This is a genomic window from Mesorhizobium sp. M7A.F.Ce.TU.012.03.2.1, assembly GCF_004006095.1.
Classification (GTDB): domain Bacteria; phylum Pseudomonadota; class Alphaproteobacteria; order Rhizobiales; family Rhizobiaceae; genus Mesorhizobium.
Genome location: NZ_CP034779.1, coordinates 3211930 through 3234442, shown reverse-complemented (window position 1 = coordinate 3234442; position 22513 = coordinate 3211930). Strand labels below are relative to the sequence as shown.

The following is a 22513-nucleotide window of genomic DNA, read 5'->3' as shown; positions in this document are numbered from 1 at the left end:
GCTCGGGCCCAGTCTAGACCATGCGGCTCAGCGCCTCGAAGAAGGCGACGATTTCGACATCGAGCGGATCGTCGACCGGCTCGGGCTGCGACGACATCTTGGCGATCACCACTTTGGTCCTGGGATCGACATACAGCCACTGGCCATGAATGCCGATGCCGCAATAGGCGCCGTTCGGCAAGCCCGTCTGGTACCATTTGTTGCGATAGCGGCCCTTCGGGAACAGCGGCTGCATCGCGCCGCGCTGCCAAGCCTCGGAACTGCCGCCGCTAGCAACCGTATCGCGCACCCAGGCTTCCGGCACGATGCGGCGGCCATTGGCCACCCCGCCTTGCCGCATCATCTCGCCAACACGCGCCAGATCGCGCGGCGTCACCGAAATGCCGCCGGCCGTGCGCGCCGTGCCTTCCATGTCGACGCCGATCGAAGCTTCGCTGACAGCGCCGAGCGGCAGCCACAGCTTCTCGCGAACCAGGTCGGTGAACCGCTGGCCCGACGCGCGCTCGAGCAGCAGGCCGAGCAGGTCGGAATTCGGCGAGCGGTAGCGGAAGGTCTGGCCATGCGGCTCTGCAAGGCGTTGCAGGGTCAAAATGAATTCGCGCAGGCTCTCCGTGCCGCCGCCCGGATTCCACAGCGTGGCGCGACGATAGCGGGCGAAAGCGCTCTCCGGATCGAGATAGGCTTCCTCGAAATCGAGGCTGACGCTCATGTCGAGCACATGCCGCACGCTCGCATCACCATAGGCCGAGCCGGCGGCTTCAGGGATGTAGGCCGTCACCGGCGCTTCCGGGTCGAATACGCCCTCGCCTTCCAGAATGCCGGCAATGATGGCGGTCAGCGACTTGCTGATCGAAAAGATGATGTGGCGGGCGCCGAAATCCATATGCGGGGCGAACCAGTCGCCGACGATCTTGCCGTCTTTCATCACCGTCAGTGCGTCGGTGCTCGAACGCGCGAGAAATTCAGCCACTGTCTCCGATATGCCGGCCACCGTGACCTTCTCGCCGAGCAGCCCGCCCATATCGCACACGGGGGTTTCGACAACGCCCGACGTCGCCGCCACGCGGGCGGTCGGCACCAGTTCGCCGAGATTCTGGAACGACCACCGGTTGAACGGGTTCTCGCGCCAGTTGGCGAGCACCACCTGGTTGCGCCGGAAGCCATAGCGGGTCTCGAACACGGTCTTGCCGGTCATGGCGTTTCCTTCCGGGTCGTTTCTTCCTTGTGGGGGCTCAGCGAAGTGCCGTGGCGGCGATAGCGTGCACGGCCTTCAGCGTCGCTATGGAATAGGCACCATTGGCGAAATCCGGCCAGGTCGAAAGCTTCACCACGACCATTCCGGTGTTCCAGTCGATATGGATCATCTGACCGAACACGCCGCGGCACATCAGTGCGCGCGAGCGCGGATCCTCGATCCAGAACTGGTTGCGATAGCTGCCCTCCGGCAGGCTGGGGCTGAAGTCCGGCCCATGCCTGCCGTTGCGCGTCGCCTCGACCCAGCCGGCCGGCACGACGCCGCCACCATTGTCGAGGATCAGCTGGCCGAAGCGGCCATAGTCGCGCAGCGTCGCGTTGAAGCCACCGTCGGCCACCGCATAGCCGGCGCTATCGACCGTGAAGCAGGCGCTTTCATCAGCGCCGAGCTTTTGCCAGAGTTCTTCCGAAACTACCTGCGGCAGCCGTTTGCCCGTCACCCGCTCCATGATGAAGGCAAGCACGTCGGTCTCGATCGAGCGGTATTCGAATTGAGCCCCGTGCGGGCGGATCGTGTCCTTCAAGCCGAGGATCAGCTCGAACATGTGCGAGGGCCAACGAAAGGCCGGATCGCTGTCCGGCGGCACCGGCTTCCAGCCGGTGGCGACATCGACCTGGCCGATGTCGGAATAGCGGTCGGTATATTCCTCTGAGAAACGGACGCCGCTGGTCATGTCCAGCACATGCTGGACGCTGGCGCCGGTCCAGCCGGTAACGCCGAGTTCCGGCAGGTAATCTGTTACCAGTCTGGCCGGATCGATCAGGCCGCGCCCGACCAGTATGCCGAACACCGAACCGGTAACGGACTTCGCCATCGACTGCGACAAGTGCAGCGTGCGCTCATCCATGCCGTTGAAATAGCGCTCATAGGCGACCTTGCCGTCCTTGAGCACCAGAAAGCCGTCCGTATAGGTCTCGTCGAGCAACCCGGCGAGCGTCGTCGGCATGCCCTCGCTGTCCTCGACCGCCAGCCCGTCGAGATCGGCCTCGGCGCGTTCGAAGCGGTGGCGATGGCCGTTGCCGCGCCAGACTTCGGCGGTCGGCAGAATTTCACGGATGTGCTGGAACGCCCAGCGGTTCCACGGCGGCCGGTCCCAGTCGAGCTTCGGCGGTACCATGGCGGGCGGCGAGCCCTGCATGATCGGCGGCCGCGGATCGGAATTGCGATAGGAGTCCATGACGGCCGAGTCCCTTGAACATGAAAACGGACCCGGCGGCGTGTGCCGCCGGGTCCGTCGAACCCAGTTTATTTCTGCAACTCGGTCCAGATCTTGGTGTAAATTTCCTGGGTCTCCGGCGAGCACATCTGCTGCAGCTCGCCACGTGGCTTGTCCGCGGCCGGAATGATGACTTCGGGCGCGTCCTTCATGTCGGCCGGCATGTACTTGTCCGAGCCGGTGATGGCATTGGCGTAGCGATGGAAGGCCGAGAGACCTGCCGCGTTTTCCGGGTCCATGATGAAGTTCTGGAAAAGCTTGGCGTTCTCGACGTTCTTGGCTTCCTTAAGAACGACGACGTTGTCGCTCCACAGGCCGAAGCCTTCTTTCGGATAGTTGTAGTGGATGGCCGGGTTGGCCAGCCGCTGGCGCAGCGCCGAGCCGTTCCAGTCGCTGGTCGCCTTGAAGTCGCCGGCGCCCATCTTCTCGATGGTGTTGTATTCCATCGCGATCCAGTTCGGCTTGGCCGCCACCAACAGGTCGCGCACCTTCTTCAGCACCGCCTTGTCGTCGGTGCATTGCTGGCCGCCGACATACTTGATCGCGGCGAACATCACATCGCCCATCTCCGGAACGACATTGACCTTGCCCTTGAGCTCGTCAGGCGTGTTGAAGATGATGCCCCAGCTATCGGCCGGCCCCTTGTAGGCATCGGTATTGACGACCACGCCGATCGTGCCCCACGCCCATGGAACACTGTATTTGCGTCCCGGATCGAAATCGGGATTGGCCCATTCCGGCGCCACGTTCTTGAAGTTTTCCATCTTGCCAGGATCGGTCTCCTGGATGAGGCCTTCCTTGATCCAGATCGGCACGTAGGTCTGCGACGGCACCGCAATGTCGAAGCCGGTGCCTCCCTGGCGAACCTTGGCCAGCGCGGTGTCGTTGGAATCGTAGTCGGTGATGGTCACTTTGACGTTGTATTTGGCCTCGAACTTCTTGATCACGTCGGGGCTGGTGTAGTTGCCCCAATTGTAGATGTTGAGCACGCCGTCGGCGCGGGCCAGGCCCGTCGAGGCGAGCAACGCCAACCCCATGGCGGTTGCTGTTGTCTTCCAGTTCATGGTTTTAACTCCCATTTTTCGGTTCAGTCTCGTTTCCTGCTGACGAAGAAAAACAACGTGACGATCGCGACCGAAAGCAGCAGGAAGGCGGTCGATATCGCGTTGATCTCGGGTGTGATGCCGCGGCGGATCTGGCCGAGCATGTAGGTGGGCAGCGTGTCCTGGCCGCCCGATTTGACGAACTCGGTGATGACGACATCGTCGAGCGAGATGACGAAGGCCAGCATCAGCCCGGCCAGGATGCCGGGCCACAGAAGCGGCAGCGTGATGCGCCGGAAAGCCTTCCAGGGCGTCGCGTAGAGGTCGGCTGCGGCACGCTCCAGCGTCAGGTCCATATTCTCAAGCCGCGCCCGGATCGGCAAATAGGCAAAGGGAATGCAGAACGCCGTGTGTGCGGCGACCAGATAGCCGATGCCGGAATAGCCGGTGAAGATCTTGATGCGCGAGAAGAAGATCAGCAGCGCCACGCCGGTGACGATCTCGGGCACCATCAGCGGCTGGTTGATCGCCGCATATTTGAAGGTGAGGCCGGGATAGGGCGCGGTGCGGGTGGTGGCGAGCGCCGCCATGGTGGCAAAGATCGTGGAGAGCACCGCCGCGATGGAGCCAATCTGGAAAGAACGCAGCGTGGCATCGACGACCTGCGTGTTCTGCCATGCCGACTGGAACCATTTCAGCGAAAAGCCGCCCCATTCGGAGGTCGAGCTCGCCGCGTTGAAGGCATAGATGACCAGCACGATGATCGGCAGGTACAGCACGATAAAGCAGGTCGCGGCGATCGCGGTGAATCCTGGCTGGTGCTTGATGGAAAAGTTCTTAGCCATGACGCACCCCCGATCTTCCGGCATTGCGCACATAGGCAAGCAGCGCCACCATGACGATGATCATGACGGCGATCGACAGCGCCGAGCCGAGTGGCCAGTTGCGGCCCTGCCCGAACTGCAGTTCGATCAGGTTGGACAACATCATGTTCTTGCCGCCGCCAAGAACGCTCGGTGTCACATAGGCGCCAAGTGCTGGAATGAAGACCAGTATGGAGCCGGCGATGACCCCCGGCTTGACCAGCGGAAAGATGATCCGCCGCAGCACCTGGAAGCGCGACGCGTAAAGGTCGTACCCCGCCTCGACCAACCGGAAATCGAGCTTTTCCATGCTGGCATAGATCGGCAGCACCATCAGTGGCAGGTAGACATAGGCCATGCCGATCAGGATCGCCGTGTCGGTGTAGAGTATCTGGATGGGCGCCGAGATGATGCCGAGCTTGAGCAGGATCGTGTTGACGATGCCTTCGTTGCGGATGATCTGCAGCACCGCGAAGGTGCGGATCAAAAGGTTGGTCCAGAACGGAATGGTAATCAGGAACAGCCAGAGATCGCGGGTCTTTTCGCTGCGCGTCGCCATGAAATAGGCGGTCGGGAAACCAAGCACCAAAGTGGCGATCGTCGTCACCACCGAGAGCTTGATCGAGCGCAGGAAGATGGTGACGTGGGCGGCGGCGATCGAAAGCGTGTCGTCGAAGATATCGCGTTCCAGAAACACCGATACCCAAGCTTCCGGCGAGAACTGCCACTTCACGTCGCCATAGGAGCCTGGCGTCAGGAACGAGTAGACGAGCACGATCAGCAAGGGGCCGGTCGCGGCGAGGAAAATGACCAGCAGCGCTGGCGCTGACAAAAGCCAGCGGTCACGGACATCGCGCCGCTCCGCTGCCTTGGCGACTTCTTCCGCGGTCGCCATCGTCAGTCCTTCAGAACCTGAGCGGCATCGCTGCCGATGAGGATGCCGACTGCGTCGCCCTTCTCGAAACCGCAGCCCGCGCTGCGCGTGTTCTGCTGGCGTACGGTGAAGAGTTCGCCACTGTCGAGATGAACATGGATGTGGGTGTCGGTACCGAAATAGACGATGTTTTCGACCGTCCCCGACAGTTCGCCCTTGGCCTTGGTCAGCTTGGCGTGTTCGGGCCGAACCACCACCGTGGCGTTGGGTTTGGGCTGGAAGCCCTGGGCCACGGTCGCCTCGATGGTCGCACCGGATTTGAGCGTGGCGCGCGCCTTGCCGTTGGCCATCTCGCTGATGGCGGCGGTGAGGAAGTTGGTTTCACCGATGAAGTCGGCGACGAAGCGCTCCGCCGGCTTGTCGTAGATATCCCAGGGCGAACCGACCTGCAGGATTTTGCCCGATGACATCACCGCGATGCGGTCTGACATGGTCAGCGCCTCTTCCTGGTCGTGGGTGACGAAGATGAAGGTGATACCGGTCTCGTGCTGCAGCCGTTTCAACTCGATCTGCATCTCCTTGCGCAGTTTGTAGTCAAGCGCCGACAGCGGCTCATCGAGCAAAAGCACCTTCGGCTGCGGCGCCAAAGCGCGGGCCAAGGCCACGCGCTGCTGCTGGCCGCCGGAGATCTGGCTGGTGCGACGCCCGGCGAGTGCCTCCATCTTGACCAGCTTCAGCATCTCGGCGACGCGCGCCTTGATCTCGGCCTTCGGCTTGCCCAGCATCTCCAGGCCAAAGCCGATATTGTCGGCGACCGTCATGTGCGGGAACAGCGCATAGGACTGGAAAACAGTGTTGACCGGCCGCTTGAAGGGTGGCAGCGGCGCGATGTCCTGGCCGTAGAGCAGGATTTCACCGGCGGTTGGAAAGTCGAAGCCGGCGATCAGCCTGAGCAACGTCGTCTTGCCGCAGCCGGATGGCCCCAGCAACGTGAAGAATTCGTTCTCGCGGATAGATACCGAGACCGTGTCGAGGGCAGCTACCTGCCCCTCACCTGATCCGAAAATTTTGCTGACGTTTACTACTTCAATCGCATTCCGATCCGGTTTGTCCGGCACGATTACGCCTCACTGTTGACCCCGCTCTTGCTGGCGGAGCTCTTCCCCTGTTCGATGTGACCACATGGCCGGTGGGTTGGCAAGCCCGGCATTGGGTCACAGTTCAATCAGTCATTGAGGCCTGCAAGCCCCATGCCATAGTCAGGCCTGATAGGTGACCTTGCCGCCGCAAATCGTCGTCACCGGCCGCACCTTGTGCAGGTCGGCCGGGGCGGTGTTCTCGATATCCATCGACAAAACCACCAGATCGGCCATGTAGCCTGATTTCAGCGTGCCCTTGCGGTGCTCGGCGAATTCGGCGTAGGCGCCCTCGATCGTGTAACCGGCGATCGCTTCATGCAGTGAGAAACTCTGGTCCGGGTCGCTTTCTGCCCACGGTTTGCGCAACACTGCCGCCTGAATGCCCAGGATCGGATCGATCGGCGACACCGGCCAATCGGATGCGAAGACGACATGCGCGCCGGCATCCTTCAAGGTCCGCCAGGCATAGCTCAGCGGCCAGCGCGCCGGTCCGATGCGCGATACCGTCGGCTCCAGTGGAAAATCCATTGCGCCCGGCGGATGCGGCGGTTGCATGGAGGCAATGACGCCGAGTTCGGCGAAACGCGGCACATCAGCGGTGGTGGTGACCTCGATGTGCTCGACGCGGTGACGGCTGTCGCGCTTGCCGTTCGCCTTCTGCGCCGCCTCATAACCGTCGAGCACCGCGCGCACCGCGCCGTCGCCGATCGAATGCACGGCGATCTGCAGCCCGCGTCTGTCGACCGCGACGGCCAGATCGATGAACTGTTGCGGCGTGAACAGCGGCTCGCCCACCCAGTCGAGCCGGTCGGCATAAGGCTCGACCATGACAGCTGTCCAGGAATCGAGAACGCCGTCGTAGAACACCTTGACCATGCCCGACGACAGCCATTCGCTGTTGTATCGTTCGGCCATATCAGACGCCTTGTCGAGCATGTCGAGCGTCATGAAATTCTTGTAGTGGAACGGGATCTTGACGCGGCAGGGCAAGCCTTCCTCGGCGTCGATCTCGGCCAGCAGCTCAAGCTGATAGAGATTGCCGTCCATGTTCTGGATCGAGGTGATGCCGTGGCGGGCGCACCAGGCGAGCCCGCGCCGCATGATGTCGCGGTCGGCGTCCCGCTCCGCCGTCGTCGGCATCGGGTCCGGCTCGCCGCCGGTCGACAGCCCCAGCCGCACCCGGCCTTCGCCGGCAAGATCGAGCACCGGGCCAAAGGCCTCACCCTCGCGCAATTCACCAGCGGCCAGTCCATCGTCACCCATGACGATCTCATTGCCCGGACCAAGCGTGCGCCCCTGCAGGATGCCGGCCATTTCCAGCGCCTTGGTGTTGGCCCACATGGTGTGATGGTCGGGCGCCGCCATGCAGAACGGGCGATCGGGCAAGATGGCGTCGAGGTGATGGCGCGTCACGCGCTCGCTGCCGAGCACGGTGTAGTCGACGCCCTGGCCGACCAGCATCTTCGCGTCGGGCCGGGTCGGCGCATAGTCGCGGATCGCCTTCTGCAGCGCCTCGAAGCCATGAATACCGGTGAGTTGAAGGTGGGCAAGTTCAGCCCCGCCCGAAAACAGATGCATATGGGCTTCGATGAACCCCGGGACCACCGAACCGCCCTTGGCGTCGATGACCCTGGTGGCCGGTCCCTTGAACTCTTCGATGGAGGCACGGCTGCCGATGGCGATGATTGCGCCATCCTTGACGGCGACAGCCTCGGCGGTGGGATTGTCGTCGTCCATGGTCTGCACGAGACCGTTGATGACGATCAGATCCGCATTGTGACCCGCACCTGTGACAGACATCGCAACTCCGCGCTTTTGACGACTGACTGGGACCGACAAACCCTCTTGTCCAACGACCTGCCACCCCACCGGAGCGACGCCATGGACGAAAAAGAATGCCAGTGCGCTGTCTTGGAAATTCCCCTTGTCATCCCAAGAGGCAGCGTGGATAAAGAATGCGACTGATTATTCGCGTTTGTCAACATACCGAATCTGGAATGTATTGTGGACAGCAAGCTCCCACCATGTTGAGACCGGGCGGGGAACGAGGACATCAAGCGTGAAGCGCAGTCTCGACCGCAAAACCAAGATAGCGCTCGAACCGCGCAAACAGCCGCGGCAACAACGCTCCAGCAAGGTGGTCGACCGGATTCTCGACGCAGCGCTGGTCTTGACGCGGGAGCAAGGAACCAAGACGCCGACGACGCTCGCCATTGCGCAGCGCGCAGGCTTGTCGGTTGGTTCGATCTACCAATACTTTCCCAACAAGGAAGCCATTCTTCTGGACCTCGCCCGGCGCTGGCTGTCATCCTTTCCCGAGGTGATCGCCAAGCGTATCAAGGTCGCCCCGCCCACCAACCGTGAAGAGTTTCGGCGCGAAGTGCGCAAGCTCTTCATCGACACGTCCAGACTCTACCTCGAAAACGCCAGCCTGATGCCGGTGATCGAGGCCATTTCAGGCAATGCCGACCTCAGGCCGATCCAGAACGAATATGACGAGCAGATCATCGCGCTCTACGCCGCATGGCTGCAGCATGTGAACCCGGCGCTTGAAAACAAGATCGCCAGCCGGCTCGGCGTGCTGATGATGGACGTCGGGCACGCCTGCCGGCTTGTCGGGCTGAAAAGAGACCGCAAGACATACGACCTCATCGAGGACGATGTGGAAAGAATGTGGCTCGCTCTGGTGAGCCCTTATCTCAATCTTGAATCTTGACTGATTTCGCACTTCGAGAGGAATTTATGAAGACTGTTTTCTCCCCCCTTCACGCCGGCCATGCCGGCCAAATGGAACTGGTCACATCAGCCATCGTGCCGGGTTTCGAAAAGCCATCGAGGGCCGAATTCATCAAGGCACGGGTCGAAAGCGAGAAACTGGGTCCCATCATCGCGCCGCACGAACATGACCTCGCCGCCGCCAAGCGCATCCACAAATCGGACTATATCGACTTTCTCCCGACGGTCTGGCCGCAATGGCTGCAAGCAGGCCTCACGGGCACGGCGATGCCCTTCACCTGGCCGACGCGCGGCCTGCGCGGCGACGTGCCGCCAAAGCGCATCGACGCACTGCTCGGCTATTATTCCTTCGATGCCGGCGCCACCTTCGTCGAAGGCACATGGGCTGCGATCAAGTCTTCCTACGACGTGGCGCTGACCGCCGCCTGCCTGGTCAAGGATGGCGAGGCTTCCGCCTTCGCGCTCTGCCGTCCGCCCGGCCACCATGCCGGGGCTGGCTTCATGGGCGGCTATTGCTACATCAACAACGCCGCCGTCGCCGCGCAATGGTTCCGCGACCAGGGCGCCAGACGCATCTCGATCCTCGACGTCGACTATCACCACGGCAACGGCACGCAGGAGATCTTCTACGACCGTGCAGACGTCCAGGTGCTCAATCTGCATGGCGATCCGATGGTCGAGTACCCGTTCTTCCTCGGCCATGCCGACGAACGCGGCGCGGGTGCCGGCGAAGGCTTCAACATCAACTATCCGATGCCCTTCGGCACCGACTGGGATGCATGGAACGCCTCGCTCGAGGATGCCTGCGCCAGGCTCACCGCTTATGCACCGGATGTCGTCATCGTCTCGCTGGGTGTCGATACGTTCGAGAAGGACCCGATCAGCCAGTTCAAGCTGAAGACATCGGACTATCCCAAGATCGGCCGCCGCATCGCCGGGCTCGGCCTGCCGACGCTGTTCGTCATGGAAGGCGGCTATGCCGTCGAGGAGATCGGCATCAACGCGGTCGGCGTGCTGACCGGGTTCGAGGATCGGTAAATGCCTGTCGTCCCGGAGCATCTAGCGGTTTTGGGACAACGACAGGCATAAGCAAAAGGCCACCGGGACCGGGCGGCAACATCGCCCGGCTCCCACGATCAGGCCAAGGCCTTAGCGTTCGGCGCCAGCACCGGCGCGCCCGTCCATTCAAATACTCCCTAGCCTGGGGAAATCGACCGGCTGCCGAAATGGCCGGCGAAGATTTTCGCGTCCCGGTCTTCTGTCCGAGGCGCGAAAACCGACCTCTGAGTCGCACGTGAGTCCACCGGATTCGATTTTGTCAAATCGCGTTTGATGTCAGATTCAACTGCGGGTAGATTAGACCCGAATCAGCCGGTCCTTGGGGGGCGCGGCGACCACCCAAAGTCTCTTGTTCCGGAGCTTTTCCGGCACCAGACGCGGACGGCTTCGCGTTCCCTGAATGGATTCGGGATTTGGTTCGGCGCAGCCCTGCGCCACGCGTGTGTCTTCGTCAAAGTAATGCGTATTCGGGTTCGGCGGCTGGCTCCCAGCATCCGGACAGCAGAAACGATTCCGGCCAAAAGCAACAAGAATGAGCAGTCCCGCCGCACTTCTTCAATCCGACACATTGGGCTCGCGCCTGACGTCGCGCGGCGATCTCACCAGCTTTTTCATGCAACTGACCGCCGAGATCGGGGCCGACAGCTACATGTTGGTCGCCATTGTCCACGACCAGGACCGCAACGATGCGCGCATCGTCTCCTCCAACTGGATTTTCGATGCCATCGAACTGATCGGCAAGCGGCTGATCGCCGGGCTCGCGCAAGGCGCGCTCACCGTCGCGCCAGGTATCCGTCCACATCCGCTCGTGGCATCCCGGGCACCAGAAACAGACGGATTGATCACCGGAGAGGAAGCCCGCCTTCTCGACGTGCTCGGCCATGCCGAAATCTATTCGCTGCGCCTTAATGTCGGTCGCCAGCGCCTGTTCGCCCTGTTCTCTGCGGCGACCGCCGGCAGCATCGACCAGCCGGCGTTGATGCGGGCGCAACTGAAATGCTGCTACGCGCTCTCGCACATCCCGCAACTGATTGCCGCTGCCGCCATGCAGGATCCGTTGTCGGATCGCGAGCGCGAATGCCTGTTCTGGGTTTCCGAAGGCAAGACCACCGACGAGGTCGCCGTCATCCTTGGCGTCTCCTCCAACACCGTCAACAGCTACATCACCCACGCCATCCAGAAATTTGCGGCCAGCAACCGCGCGATGGCCATCGCCACGGCGATCAGGAGCGGCATCATTTGAAACACGCCGATATCAAGGAAACGGCCGAAGCCCTTTTCAACGAGCAGCGCAACCCGTTCGGGGCCTTCACCCTTAGCTCCGAAACCCATCACGCTGTCACCATTCCCGATGCCGTGCGCCGCTGCCGCTGGATCGCCGTTGACATGAATGCCTCGGCTTTCGGCCTCTTCTTCGTAAGCCCCTCGCCCGAGCGGGCGCGGCTCGTGCCATGCTTTGATTCCGACTATCCGGGCATTGCCGTGGCGACCAAGTTCATCTCAGGCGCCAACGGCGAGGAGATCGTGCGCCACACCCGCCTCTCGACCGAACCGCGCTGGTGGACGGATGACGGCGTCCTTGCCATGGTGGAGCTGTTTACCACTCTCGCCTGGACCGAGCAGATGGCGGCGCTGGTGCCCGGAACCAGCGGCATCGCTTTTCCCGTGCACGCCGACCGCGGCCAATGCGGTCTTGTCGTATTCCTGGGCTCGGAGATGACCTTGCAGCAGGATGCGCTCTACGAAATACACGCCCGCTGCTTTTCGCTGTTCGCCGCCGTCGCCCGCATCCGTCCGGGCGATACCGGCCGCATGCGGGCAATCTCCAAGCGCGAGCTCGAATGCCTGAAGCTGACCGCCAACGGCAACACCAGCGAAGAGATTGCGCGGCTCCTGAAACTATCGGTGCACACCGCTAACCAGTATCTGACCCAATCGACCCAGAAGCTCAACGCCGTCAATCGCAACCAGGCCGTGGCCAAGGCGCTGCGGCTGGGCTTGATCGAATAGGGGTTTTCGACAGGCAGCTCGATAGCGACCGACGTCAGCGATAGGCGAGCGGCTCGACCCTGCGGATGCGCGCCTGTTCGATCACCGCCTCGAGCAGCGCCGTATTGTGCTCCGGGTCTTCGCCCGGCTTCTCGAACGACACGTAGTTGACCGCCACCGAAGCGCCGAGCTCGCTCAGCGTCAGCTGGAAATAGACGGTGACGCCGGGCGGCCTCAGTTCCAGATCGAGCACGATGCGCGGGCTGCCGCTCCAGTCGACATGCGCCTCACCACCATGGCCGAGCCGCAGAGTGCCCGGCATGAAGAACAACTCGACCGCTGAATCAACCAGGTCCGACAGGCACGCGAAATGCTCCAGCCGGATAAAGGCGATGTAGTCGGCGACATCGATCAGCCTGAGTTCCCCCACCACCTGCTCGATGGCGCTGGCGACTATGATCTCGCGAGATTTTGCGTGTGGTTGCCGGTTCATGAAATCTGTCTGCGCTCAGCCTTTTTCGAGTAGACGATCCGCACCAGTTCGGCGACGGCCTGGTAGAATTGTGACGGGATCACACTATCGACCGAAACTTGCTTGTACATGGAGCGGGCGAGCGCCACGTCCTCGAAGACCGGGATGTTGTGTTCCCGCGCGATCTCGCGGATTTTCAGCGCCACCAGATCCTGCCCCTTGGCCAGCACCATGGGTGCCGAGTCCTCGTCGCGCACATATTTCAGCGCGATCGAGAAGTGCGTTGGGTTGGCGATGATCAGCGTCGCGCGCGGCACCGCCGTCATCATCCGCTTGCGCGCCCGGTCGCGCGCCAGCGAGCGCAGCCGCGACTTGACGATCGGGTCGCCCTCGGACTGTTTGAACTCGTCCTTGACCTCCTGCTTGCTCATGCGCAGATCCTGCTTCCAGTGGAAGCGCGACCAGACGATGTCGATTGCCGCGATCAGCCCCATGACGAAGACGATCGCCACCAGGATGTCGACGGCGATGCCGCGGATGACGAGACCGAAGGCGACCGGATTGGTGATCATCCCGGCGAGCAGCTTTCGGTGGTCTTCCGACAGCGTGAAGCTCAGCACGACGATGGCAAACCCGACCTTGCCGAGTGACTTCAGGAACTCGACCCAACCCTGGATGCCGAACAGCCTGTTCCACCCCTTGGCGATCGAAATGCGCGAGAGTTGCGGCCGGACCCGCTCGCCTACGAATTGCGGCATGTTCTGGAACACCGAGGCGCCGACGCCGGCGACGGTCAGCAGCACCATCAGGCTCAGGACGGCGCGGCCAACCTCGAGGAGGACGATCTTGTAGAGCGCGATGACGTCGGTCTCGGTGTCCATCGGCCAGGCTTCCGGCTTCTCCAGGAACATCGACAGGAACATGCCGAGATCGATGATCGCATCCTTGGCGTAGAAGACGGTGAACACCAGGATGGCAACGAACGAGGCAAGGAGCGCTGTCTCCCGCGAATGGGGCAGTTTGCCCTGTTCGATGGTGTCGCGGATCTTCTTTTCCGTCGCCTCTTCGGTTTTCGAATCCTTGTCGACCGCGTCAGCCATGGCGCGGCCTTAGGCGGCGTCTTGGGTCGAGGGCAGTTCGAAGGCGCCTTCGCGCGACAGGCGGATCGTCGTCGTAACGATCGTCTTGCGGGCCGCCGTGATGTCGGCGAGAGGGACCCCGTCCGAGCCCTGTCCGAGTTCGGCTTCGATCATGCGCCGCGAGCGGGCGCCGATGGCCGACAGCACCGATTCTGCGAGTGCGGCCGAAGTGCCGCGCAGGGCCAGCGTGACCAACTCCGTCGACAGCCCGTCGAACAGCAGCACCCGGGCTTTCTGGGTGAGCAACGGCAAGTCGTCGAAAGCAAACAGGCGGGCCCTCACACCGTCGAGATCAGGCGTGCCGGCTGCTTCCAGATCCTGCATGACCTCCTCGAGCAGCGGCTTGTCGAGTTCGTTGAGAACGCTGGCGACACGCGCCTGCCCGGCCGAGGTGTCCTTGGTCGAGGTTTCCGCCAGCACGCTGGTGCGCAGCCGGTTTTCGACGATCCTGGCGGCAGCGTCGGGAACATTGGCCATCGTCACCATGCGCTTGATGATTTCTCCACGCATCGGCTTGGTCAGTGTCAGCAGCACGTTGGCCGCCACCTGCGGCGCCAGCTTCGACAACACCATGGCCGCCGTCTGCGGATGCTCACCGGCCAGGAAGGCACCAAGCCGCGCCGGTTCGAGCTTTTCGAGTTCGGGCCAGATCGGCGGCGGGCCTTCCGGTGCGACCTCGAATTTCTTGTCGCCCATGATCGCGCTCATCTCTTCGGGCGAGAGCGATTCGTTGAGGATGGTGTCCATCCTGTCGGCGGAATCAAGCAATCCCGCCCCTTCCGTGAACTCGGCCTCGAACTCGGCGACGATGCGCTCAAGATCGCTTTGCGGAATCGTCCGCAGCAGGCGGGCGCCCTCGATCAGGGCCTTCAGTTCTTCCTGCTTGAAGAATTTCAGCAGGCGGCTGGCCGACGGCTTGCCCATCGCCACAAGTATGGCGGCCGCCTTCTGCGCGCGGGTCAAGGTCACCGGCGTCGTCATGCCACTCGCCTCCGCTGCCACCGGCAAGCCCCGCAAACCATGTCTAGGCGCCCTTCGTGCCGGCGATGATTTCGGTCAGCCTGATGCCGAACCGCGACGGATCGCTTTCCAGCACGGTGATCTCGCCGCGCGCGATCTTGCGGCCGTTGACCACGACGTCGACAGGTTCGCCGATGCGGCGATTGAGCGCCACGGTCGAGCCTTTTTGCAGCGCCATCAGATCGGAGACCGGCATCTCGGTGCTGCCGAGGATGATCTGGACATCGACGGGGATGTTCATGATCACGCTCGAATTGGCTGATGAGGCCGCCCTGAAGGCCGCATCGGGGCGTTGCTCCTCTTCATGCAGGACACCGCGCAACTCTTCGATGGCGCGATCGAGTTGCTCGTCCGGCTGGTCGAGGTCGGCTTCCGCCTTGGTTTTGGCCATGATCGTCTCCAAATGCTCAGGCGCGTCCGGCGGCAGCCGGCATCAGCCCGTCGATAAAGTCCTGCCCGGCGTCGTAAGGATGCCTGATCCGGACGGTGTAATTCTGTCCCAGTTTGCCGAACTCGCATACGAACAGCGTCTTGCCCCGTGCGCTGAGACGCGCCTGGGACTGGGCCGTTTCCTCGAATTCGATGACGTCGCCGATTTCGAAACCGGCGAGGTCGCCGAGCGTCAGCCGCGCCAGCGGCATAGTGGCCTCGAGCGCCACGGTGGAGCGCATCACCTCTTCCGAAAAGCGGGCGCGCCAGCTGGGGCCGTGATCGTCGTCGCTGACAGGCACGGCTCCGTCGCGGCTGGCCAGCACGACGCGCTGCGGCATCGTCACCGTGACGGTGCCACTGTCGGCCGGCGTCGAGATGCCAAGCACGATACGGATTGCCGCGCCATCGCGCAGCACATACCGCTTCGCCTCGGTGCCGGACATTGCTCGCGGCGCGGGCAGGCGCAGGTCGAGCGAGCGCTTTCCCGATCCGTTGAGGGCCTGCGCGACCTGCTGGAACACCATGGTCGAAACATCGATTTCGATCTGCGACAGATCGCGTTCGATCGGCGATGCCGGCAGATCCGGGTCGCCGCCGAACAGCGTGCAGACCATGATCGCGATCGCCGGAGCATCGATCACCAGGGTCATCGCATCAGAGGACGCCGACGAGCCGATCACGGTCATGGCAAACGTGTCGCCGGCACGCGAACGCGCCTCGGGAACGCGGCTGACCTCGATCGCTTTGAGGTCGACGACGACCGGAACGCCAAGCTCGCTGGTCAGGCTTTTCTGCAACAGCGGTACGGCGCGTTCGGCCATGGCGCGGCCTGCGTCGATGACCTGCGCGGCCTCGCCGCTGTCGCCGACCAGACGCTCGATGATCAGCGAACGCGCTTCCGCTGGGCTGCCCGGACTGGTCATGACAGTGCTGGGACCGATCTATCGCGCATCGTTCAGGCGGCCTTCTTTTCGACGGTGCCGGTATTCATCGTGCTCTGCTCGACGGCATCGATCGTCGGCCGTTCATAGGACGAGATGGTCTTACGGCCGAACTCGATCGCCACCTGCGGCAGCGCGCCGTTCATGTAGGCCAGCAGCGTCTGCTTGACGATGATATAGAGGCGGTTCTTCTTCTCACGCACCGTCTTGATCTTGGTGGCGACCGGCCCGACCACCGAATAGGACAGGAAGATGCCGAGGAACGTTCCGACAAGTGCGGCACCGATCAGACCGCCGAGGATTTCCGGCGACTGGTCGAGCGCGCCCATCGCCTTGACCACGCCGAGCACGGCGGCGACGATGCCGAGCGCCGGCAGGCCATCGCCCACCGCCACCATCGCGTGATAGGCCTTCATCTTGTCGGACCTGATGGTCTGGATCTCTTCGTCCATCAGCGCCTCGATCTCGTGCGAGCGGGCATTGCCGATGATGATGATGCGGCAGTAGTCGCAGATGAAATGCGTCAGGTCATGATTGTGCAGCACGGTTGGGAACGCCTGGAAAATCGCCGACTCTTCCGGATTGTCGATATGCGCCTCGACCTCGCTGCGGGATTTCGAGCGCAGCTCGCGCATCAGCGAGTGCAGCACGCCGAGCGTCTCGAGATAGTCCTGTTCCTTCGGCACCGCCTGCTTGAAGGCTTCGAGAATGGCCTTGCCGGTGTCCTTGACCGTCTTCATCGGATTGGCAACGAGGAAGGTGCCAAAAGCCGCGCCACAGATGATCACGGCCTCCCATGGCTGGATCAGCACGTGAAGATGGCCGCCCATGGCCATGAAGCCGCCGAGGACGCAGCCGAGCGTTACCACCAGTCCAATCAGAATGCCCACGACAGGTCCTTCCGCATTTCACATCAGGAGCTAGGGATAGTCCCCGTGCCTTGTGTGAGGCTTGAATCGAGGGCGTGGAAGCGATTCAGTTTCGCGCAAGGAAGTAGGGGTATTGTGCCGGCATAGCTTCGGCCGGAGGCACGTCTTTGCTCAATACCTTTACCAGCTACCAGCTCATCACCAAGGACATTTCAAAATCGATCGACAGGATCGAGCAGCAGCCCGTGGTTGATCGCGACACCAAATATTATCTCGCGAATATCACCAAGGTGAAATCGATCGACGATTTCGTCAAAAACGACCGTTTGTTCAAGTATGCCATGAAGGCCTACGGGCTGGAGGACATGGACTACGCCAAGGCCTTCATGGTCAAGGCACTCAAGGAAGGCGTCTCCGATCCCGACAGCTTCGCCAACAAGCTGACCGACAAGCGTTACGCCGAATTCGTCAGCGCCTTCAACTTCGCCGCCAACGGCGCCGATGCGACCATCTACAACAAGACACAGCAGTTGGTGACCAAGAACTATGCCATCCAGGCCCAGATCGCCGGCCTCGATCCCAATTCGGCCTATGTGAAGGGCGAGACGACATACTATCTCGCCAACATCACCAAGGTGAAGTCGATCGACGATCTGATGTCGAACAACCGGCTCTACACATACGCGCTGGCGTCATTCGGTCTCGATTCCGCGACGGAGGACAAGGATCTCATCAAGCGGGTTCTGCAGGGCGGCGTCCGCGATCCCGACAGCGTCGCCAACAAGATGACGGACAAGACCTATGCCGCGCTTGCCTCCGCCTTCAACTTCGAGGCCTATGGCGAAAACACCACCACCATCAATCCGGCGCAGCAGCCGACCGTCGACAAATACATGCGCCAGACCCTCGAAGAGGATGCCGGTCAGGCTAACCAGGGTGTGCGGCTGGCGCTTTACTTCGATCGCAAGGCCCCAACCATCACCAGCTGGTATGACGTGCTGGCCGACACCGCGCTTGCCAGTGTCGTGCGCACCGTGCTCGGCCTGCCCGATTCCTTCGCCACCGCCGACGTCGACAAGCAGGCGCAGCTGTTCGAGCAAAAACTCGACATCTCGGATTTCTCCGACCCCGAGAAACTCGGCAAGTTCCTGACCCGCTTCACCAGCATGTACGAGATCAACCACCCGACTTCATCGGCCGTCACCTCGGTCAGCGTGCTGTTTGCCCAGCCACTCACAGTCGGCATCTCCACCGACCTGATGATGGCCATGCAGAAACTGAGGTTCTGAGACCATCATGCGGGATAGCCTGTACGTCGCCCTTTCGTCGCAGATCGCGCTCGAGCGGCGCCTCGACACCATCGCCGACAACGTCGCCAATGCCTCGACGATCGGCTTTCGCGCCACCGGCGTGAAGTTCGATGACGTCGTCTCCGGCACCGGGCAGAAATCGGTATCCTTCGCCTCCCCGGGCAAGACCTACCTTTCCGGCGCCCACGGTGCCTTGAGCGAGACCGGAAATCCCTTCGATTTCGCCGTCCAGGGCGATGCCTGGTTTGCCATAGAGACGCCGGTCGGCACCGTCATGACCCGCGACGGCCGCTTTTCGATGAACGAGAACGGCGAGCTGATGTCGATCGAGGGCCACCCGGTGCTCGATGCCGGCGGCTCGCCGATCCAGCTTGATCCCCGCAACGGCCCACCCAAGGCCGGGGCCGATGGTTCGTTGCGCCAGAACGATCAGCTTGTCGGCTCGATCGGTCTCTACAATTTCGACCCAGGCCCGAACTTCGTCCGCTACGGCAATTCCGGCATCGTTCCGGCACGCACCCCGGAGCCTGTCACCGATCGCGCGGATATCGGCGTCGCCCAGGGTTTTCTCGAAGAGTCCAATGTCAATCCGGTGCTGGAGATCACCAGGCTGATCATGGTCCAGCGCGCCTTCGAGAACACCGCCGCCCTGATGCGGCAGACCGACTCCTCCACCGACGAGGCGATCAAGACGCTCGGCTCGAAGTAATCCATGTCGCTCGACCAGCCATCCCTGCGCGCACTCGAAAGACAACTCCAGCCGGCGCCGGAAGACCGGCTTGCCGCGCTGGAACGGGTCTGGCGGCGTTTCGCCGACGCCGAGGCGCTGCTCAAGCGCGGCGGCCGCGTCATCGAAGTCACGCCCACGCACTACAAGGTGCACGGCCTTTCCGGCTTCGCCAGGCTGGGCGACATCGTCGAGCAGCGCGGCGATGCTGGTGCGCGGCGCGGCGAGATCGTCAAGATCGGCCGCGACGAGGCCGTCGTGGCACCCTTCGAACGCAGCGCCGATTCCGGCATCGGTGATGCCGTTTTCCGCCGAGGTCCGCTCGTGGTGGCGCCGCATGCCTCGTGGCGCGGCCGCACCATCGACGCACTCACCAGGACGATCGATGGCGGCCCGCCGCTCGCCCGGGGAGACGACACATCGCGCGGCGCCCAGACGACGCCGGGAGCCATGGCGCGGCAACGCGTCGGCACTGCCTTCATGACCGGCGTCAAGGTCATCGACATCTTCACGCCGCTCTGTTTCGGCCAGCGCCTCGGCATCTTTGCCGGCTCCGGCGTCGGCAAGTCGACGCTGCTCGCCATGCTCGCCGGCGCCGACGCATTCGATACCGTCGTGGTGGCGCTCATCGGCGAACGCGGCCGAGAAGTCCGTGAATTCCTCGAGGATACTATCGGCGACAGCATGGCCAAGACCGTCGCCGTCGTCGCCACCAGCGACGAAAGCGCCATGATGCGCCGGCGTGCGCCGGACACCGCCATGCGCGTCGCCGAGCATTTTCGCGACCAGGGGCATCGCGTTTTGCTGGTGCTGGATTCGATCACCCGCTTCGCCCACGCCCTGCGTGAGGTGGCGACGGGTACCGGCGAGCCGCCGGTCGCGCGCGGTTATCCGGCCTCGGTGTTCACCGAACTGCCCAAGCTGCTCGAACGCGCCGGGCCGGGCGGGGAAGGCAAAGGATCCATCACCGCCATTATTTCCGTGCTGGTCGACGGCGACGATCACAACGATCCGGTCGCCGATTCCGTGCGCGGCATCCTCGACGGCCATGTCGTGCTCGATCGCACGATCGCCGAACAGGGTCGCTATCCCCCCGTCAACCCGCTGTCGTCCATATCGCGGTTGGCCGGAAAGGCCTGGAGCGTCGAACAGCGCGCGCTGGTGACAAGGCTGAAGTCGATGATCTCGCGCTTCGAGGACACGCGCGATATCCGGTTGCTCGGGGCCTATCAGGGGGGCGCCGATGCCGAACTGGACATCGCCGTGCGCCAGGTGCCGCTGATCTATGAGGCGCTGACGCAAGCGCCGAAGGATCGCCCGTCGACCGACCCGTTCTCCGATCTCGCCCGCCACCTCAAGAGCAAGCTGAACGCCGATGCCGGAGACTGAACGCGAATATACCGAGCGCATCCTGCGCGACATGATCGCCGAGGCCAACGCCGTGGAGCAAGCCGAGGCTGACGAAACGAGAACCGCCAAGGCAAAGGCGGCCCGTGCCATCGCAGCCAAAGCCGAGGCCGTTCTGGCCAGAGCCGTCAAGCCAATCCTGCCACGGGCTGGCAAAGCCGATCCTGATCTGGCCAGGCCCGTCGAACCCGCTCTGCCCCGGGCTCCCCAGGCGGTGGCTGCCGAGATGACGCAGGCCAGCCGCGACTCGCTGATCGACGGGCTGTTCCCGCGCACCGAATGGCCGCAGCCGCCAAAGGCACCGTTTCCCCGACTGAAGAAGAAGTCCGACCGACGCAGCGATTTCGTCATAGCCGCGCTCGGCATCACGCTCGGCCTGATCTGCGCCCTGTTCCCCTGGTACATCTTCTTCAACCAGGACCAGTTTGGCGTCCAGGCGATGAAGTTCGGCGGCACCGGCTCCAATTCCGGGCGAGCGGGCGGCGGCGTGGTCGCGCAACGCAGCGCGCCGCTGACGGCAAAGGATATTCCCGCGGCCAATCTCGATCTTCTTGCCACGGGGACGGTGCGGGACGATGCCAATCCCGCAGCCGCACCCGACGAGCAACCGTTTCCAGCCGACGCGGCGAAATTCCGCATGGTTCATGTCGCTAACGGCCGTGCCATGATCCAGGACGACGCTGGCCTCTGGATCGTCCAGCGCGGCTCGATACTGCCTGACTCCAGTCAGGTGTCCTCCATCGAGCAGCGCAACGGCAAATGGGTCATGGTCACCAGTGCCGACCGGGTGATCGAACTCTCCAGATAAACGATCTCCGGCTCCCGCCATCCGCAAGGCCCGCGCAAGACTGGTGGCCTAGTCTCTGGGTACCTGCTCGGAGATTCCCATGGAGCCCGTTTCCCTTTTCGACCTCGCCGCCAAGCAAGCGCAATGGCTGGCCGTGCGCCAGTCGGCAGTCGCCGGCAACATCGCCAATGCCAACACGCCGGGTTATACGGCAAACGATGTCGAGCCATTCGAAAAGGTGCTCGACCGCGCTGCCGTATCGCTGCAGGCGACCCAGGCCGGCCATCTCGGCAATGCAGCGACCAATGCCGGCTTCACCATCAAGCCGCAGGAGAATGACGGCGTCGTCATGCCGTCCAAGAACTCGGTCGTTCTGGAAGACCAGTTGCTGAAAGCCGGCGAGGTGCGCCGCTCCTTCGAGCTCAACACAGCGATCGTCAAGGCGTTTCATACGATGATGATGATGGCGGTGAAGAGCTGACCATGGACGCACTGACCGCAGCCCTCAAAGTCGCAGCATCAGGCCTCGGCGCCCAGTCGGAGCGCCTGCGCGTGGTTTCCGAAAACCTCGCCAACGCCCAGTCGACCGGCACCGCGCCCGGCTCCGATCCTTATCGCCGCAAGACCATCAGCTTCGTCTCTGAGCTTGACCGGGCCTCCGGCAGTTCAACGGTTGCAGTGAACTCGATCGATCGAGATCCCAGTGACTTTCCAGTCGAGTTCCAGCCCGGCAACGAGGCCGCCGACGAGAAGGGCTACGTCAAGATGCCCAACGTCAACGTGCTGATCGAAATGGCCGACATGACTGAGGCCAATCGCTCCTACGAGGCCAACCTTCAGGTGGTCAAGCAGGCCCGCGACCTGATTTCCATGACCATCGACCTGATGAGGAACCAGTAATGATCAGCGGTATCGGAGCGCTTCAGTTCAAGCCGTCGATCGGCGGCGACGACGCGGCCACAAGCCTGCTCCAGGGCGGCGCGACACCCTCGGCCGGCGGCAATGTCGGCACCTCCTTTGCCGAGGCGCTGAGCCAGGCAGCCTCCAAGACCGTGAACACGCTGCAGAATGCCGAGCAGGTATCGTTGCAGGCGCTCAAGGGCGACGCCGACACCCGTCAGGTGGTCGACGCCGTGATGAGCGCGCAGCAGGCGCTTCAGACCGCCGTCGCCATCCGCGACAAGGTGGTTTCCGCCTATCTCGAAGTCAGTCGAATGGGCATCTGAGGAATTCCG

General features: G+C 62.8%; 24 protein-coding genes. 11 read left to right on the top strand and 13 right to left on the bottom strand.

Annotated elements, in window-relative coordinates:
• Positions 1-13: 13 nt before the first annotated feature.
• The 7 genes from EJ079_RS15630 to EJ079_RS15600 all read right to left on the bottom strand — a co-directional run bounded on the left by EJ079_RS15630 (position 14) and on the right by EJ079_RS15600 (position 8190).
• On the bottom strand, positions 14-1195 hold the full coding sequence (locus tag EJ079_RS15630) for a serine hydrolase domain-containing protein (RefSeq protein WP_127809430.1): 1182 nt from the start codon (positions 1193-1195) through the stop codon (positions 14-16).
• Positions 1196-1232: 37 nt separating this feature from the next.
• Positions 1233-2432 carry a serine hydrolase gene (locus EJ079_RS15625; RefSeq protein WP_127809429.1) on the bottom strand — a complete coding sequence of 400 codons (1200 nt, stop codon included), beginning with the start codon at positions 2430-2432 and terminating at the stop codon, positions 1233-1235.
• Positions 2433-2500: 68 nt separating this feature from the next.
• On the bottom strand, positions 2501-3535 hold the full coding sequence (locus EJ079_RS15620) for an extracellular solute-binding protein (RefSeq protein ID WP_023809982.1): 1035 nt from the start codon (positions 3533-3535) through the stop codon (positions 2501-2503).
• A 23-nt stretch (positions 3536-3558) separates the two neighbouring features.
• Complete coding sequence (locus EJ079_RS15615; RefSeq protein WP_023809983.1) at positions 3559-4359, bottom strand: ABC transporter permease; 801 nt, start codon at positions 4357-4359, stop codon at positions 3559-3561.
• Positions 4352-5272, bottom strand: coding sequence for an ABC transporter permease (locus tag EJ079_RS15610; protein ID WP_127380734.1), 921 nt, complete (start codon positions 5270-5272; stop codon positions 4352-4354). The genes EJ079_RS15615 and EJ079_RS15610 overlap by 8 nt, the downstream gene beginning before the upstream one ends.
• A gap of 2 nt (positions 5273-5274) precedes the next feature.
• Positions 5275-6369, bottom strand: coding sequence for an ABC transporter ATP-binding protein (locus EJ079_RS15605; protein WP_127380735.1), 1095 nt, complete (start codon positions 6367-6369; stop codon positions 5275-5277).
• Positions 6370-6510: 141 nt separating this feature from the next.
• Entirely contained in the window at positions 6511-8190 is a 1680-nt protein-coding gene (locus EJ079_RS15600; RefSeq protein WP_127809428.1) for an amidohydrolase, read from the bottom strand.
• 124 nt (positions 8191-8314) lie between these two features.
• Between EJ079_RS15600 and EJ079_RS15595 the strand changes: the two genes are divergently transcribed.
• The 4 genes from EJ079_RS15595 to EJ079_RS15580 all read left to right on the top strand — a co-directional run bounded on the left by EJ079_RS15595 (position 8315) and on the right by EJ079_RS15580 (position 12195).
• On the top strand, positions 8315-9106 hold the full coding sequence (locus tag EJ079_RS15595; RefSeq protein WP_245481873.1) for a TetR/AcrR family transcriptional regulator: 792 nt from the start codon (positions 8315-8317) through the stop codon (positions 9104-9106).
• A gap of 26 nt (positions 9107-9132) precedes the next feature.
• Complete coding sequence (locus EJ079_RS15590; RefSeq protein ID WP_127809427.1) at positions 9133-10164, top strand: histone deacetylase family protein; 1032 nt, start codon at positions 9133-9135, stop codon at positions 10162-10164.
• Between the two features lie 553 nt (positions 10165-10717).
• Positions 10718-11428, top strand: coding sequence for a helix-turn-helix transcriptional regulator (locus EJ079_RS15585; protein ID WP_127268993.1), 711 nt, complete (start codon positions 10718-10720; stop codon positions 11426-11428).
• The gene (locus EJ079_RS15580; RefSeq protein ID WP_127396601.1) at positions 11425-12195 is read left to right on the top strand and encodes a helix-turn-helix transcriptional regulator; all 771 of its coding nucleotides are present in this window, start codon (positions 11425-11427) and stop codon (positions 12193-12195) included. Before EJ079_RS15585 ends, EJ079_RS15580 begins: the two co-directional genes overlap by 4 nt.
• Positions 12196-12229: 34 nt before the next feature.
• Here the strand turns inward: EJ079_RS15580 and EJ079_RS15575 are convergent, their stop codons facing one another.
• The 6 genes from EJ079_RS15575 to motA are packed head-to-tail and all read right to left on the bottom strand — an operon-like array spanning position 12230 to position 17068.
• Entirely contained in the window at positions 12230-12667 is a 438-nt protein-coding gene (locus EJ079_RS15575; protein WP_127380740.1) for a hypothetical protein, read from the bottom strand.
• Positions 12664-13746 carry a flagellar biosynthesis protein FlhB gene (flhB, locus tag EJ079_RS15570; protein ID WP_127396602.1) on the bottom strand — a complete coding sequence of 361 codons (1083 nt, stop codon included), beginning with the start codon at positions 13744-13746 and terminating at the stop codon, positions 12664-12666. Before flhB ends, EJ079_RS15575 begins: the two co-directional genes overlap by 4 nt.
• Positions 13747-13755: 9 nt before the next feature.
• A complete protein-coding gene (locus EJ079_RS15565) occupies positions 13756-14766 on the bottom strand; it encodes a flagellar motor switch protein FliG (RefSeq protein WP_027038262.1) in 1011 nt (336 codons plus the stop codon).
• Between the two features lie 43 nt (positions 14767-14809).
• A complete protein-coding gene (gene fliN / locus EJ079_RS15560; protein WP_023809994.1) occupies positions 14810-15196 on the bottom strand; it encodes a flagellar motor switch protein FliN in 387 nt (128 codons plus the stop codon).
• 16 nt (positions 15197-15212) lie between these two features.
• Entirely contained in the window at positions 15213-16160 is a 948-nt protein-coding gene (locus EJ079_RS15555) for a FliM/FliN family flagellar motor switch protein (protein WP_127269588.1), read from the bottom strand.
• A 32-nt stretch (positions 16161-16192) separates the two neighbouring features.
• Positions 16193-17068, bottom strand: coding sequence for a flagellar motor stator protein MotA (gene motA / locus EJ079_RS15550; RefSeq protein ID WP_127290388.1), 876 nt, complete (start codon positions 17066-17068; stop codon positions 16193-16195).
• 146 nt (positions 17069-17214) lie between these two features.
• Here motA and EJ079_RS15545 point away from each other — a divergent pair, with 146 nt between their 5' ends.
• The 7 genes from EJ079_RS15545 (at position 17215) to EJ079_RS15515 (ending at position 22504) form a co-directional block, all read left to right on the top strand.
• Complete coding sequence (locus tag EJ079_RS15545; RefSeq protein WP_127320967.1) at positions 17215-18336, top strand: DUF1217 domain-containing protein; 1122 nt, start codon at positions 17215-17217, stop codon at positions 18334-18336.
• 7 nt (positions 18337-18343) lie between these two features.
• Entirely contained in the window at positions 18344-19066 is a 723-nt protein-coding gene (flgF, locus tag EJ079_RS15540; RefSeq protein WP_127809426.1) for a flagellar basal-body rod protein FlgF, read from the top strand.
• Positions 19067-19069: 3 nt separating this feature from the next.
• Positions 19070-20473 carry a flagellar protein export ATPase FliI gene (gene fliI, locus EJ079_RS15535; protein ID WP_127326680.1) on the top strand — a complete coding sequence of 468 codons (1404 nt, stop codon included), beginning with the start codon at positions 19070-19072 and terminating at the stop codon, positions 20471-20473.
• Positions 20460-21299 (top strand): hypothetical protein, encoded by an 840-nt coding sequence (locus EJ079_RS15530; protein ID WP_127809425.1) that lies wholly within the window; start codon positions 20460-20462, stop codon positions 21297-21299. Before fliI ends, EJ079_RS15530 begins: the two co-directional genes overlap by 14 nt.
• Before the next feature lie 79 nt (positions 21300-21378).
• The gene (flgB, locus tag EJ079_RS15525) at positions 21379-21759 is read left to right on the top strand and encodes a flagellar basal body rod protein FlgB (protein ID WP_027038255.1); all 381 of its coding nucleotides are present in this window, start codon (positions 21379-21381) and stop codon (positions 21757-21759) included.
• 2 nt (positions 21760-21761) lie between these two features.
• Entirely contained in the window at positions 21762-22178 is a 417-nt protein-coding gene (gene flgC / locus EJ079_RS15520) for a flagellar basal body rod protein FlgC (RefSeq protein ID WP_013529797.1), read from the top strand.
• Positions 22178-22504, top strand: a complete 327-nt coding sequence (locus tag EJ079_RS15515; RefSeq protein WP_127809424.1) for a flagellar hook-basal body complex protein FliE — start codon at positions 22178-22180, stop codon at positions 22502-22504. Before flgC ends, EJ079_RS15515 begins: the two co-directional genes overlap by 1 nt.
• Positions 22505-22513 lie beyond the last annotated feature (9 nt).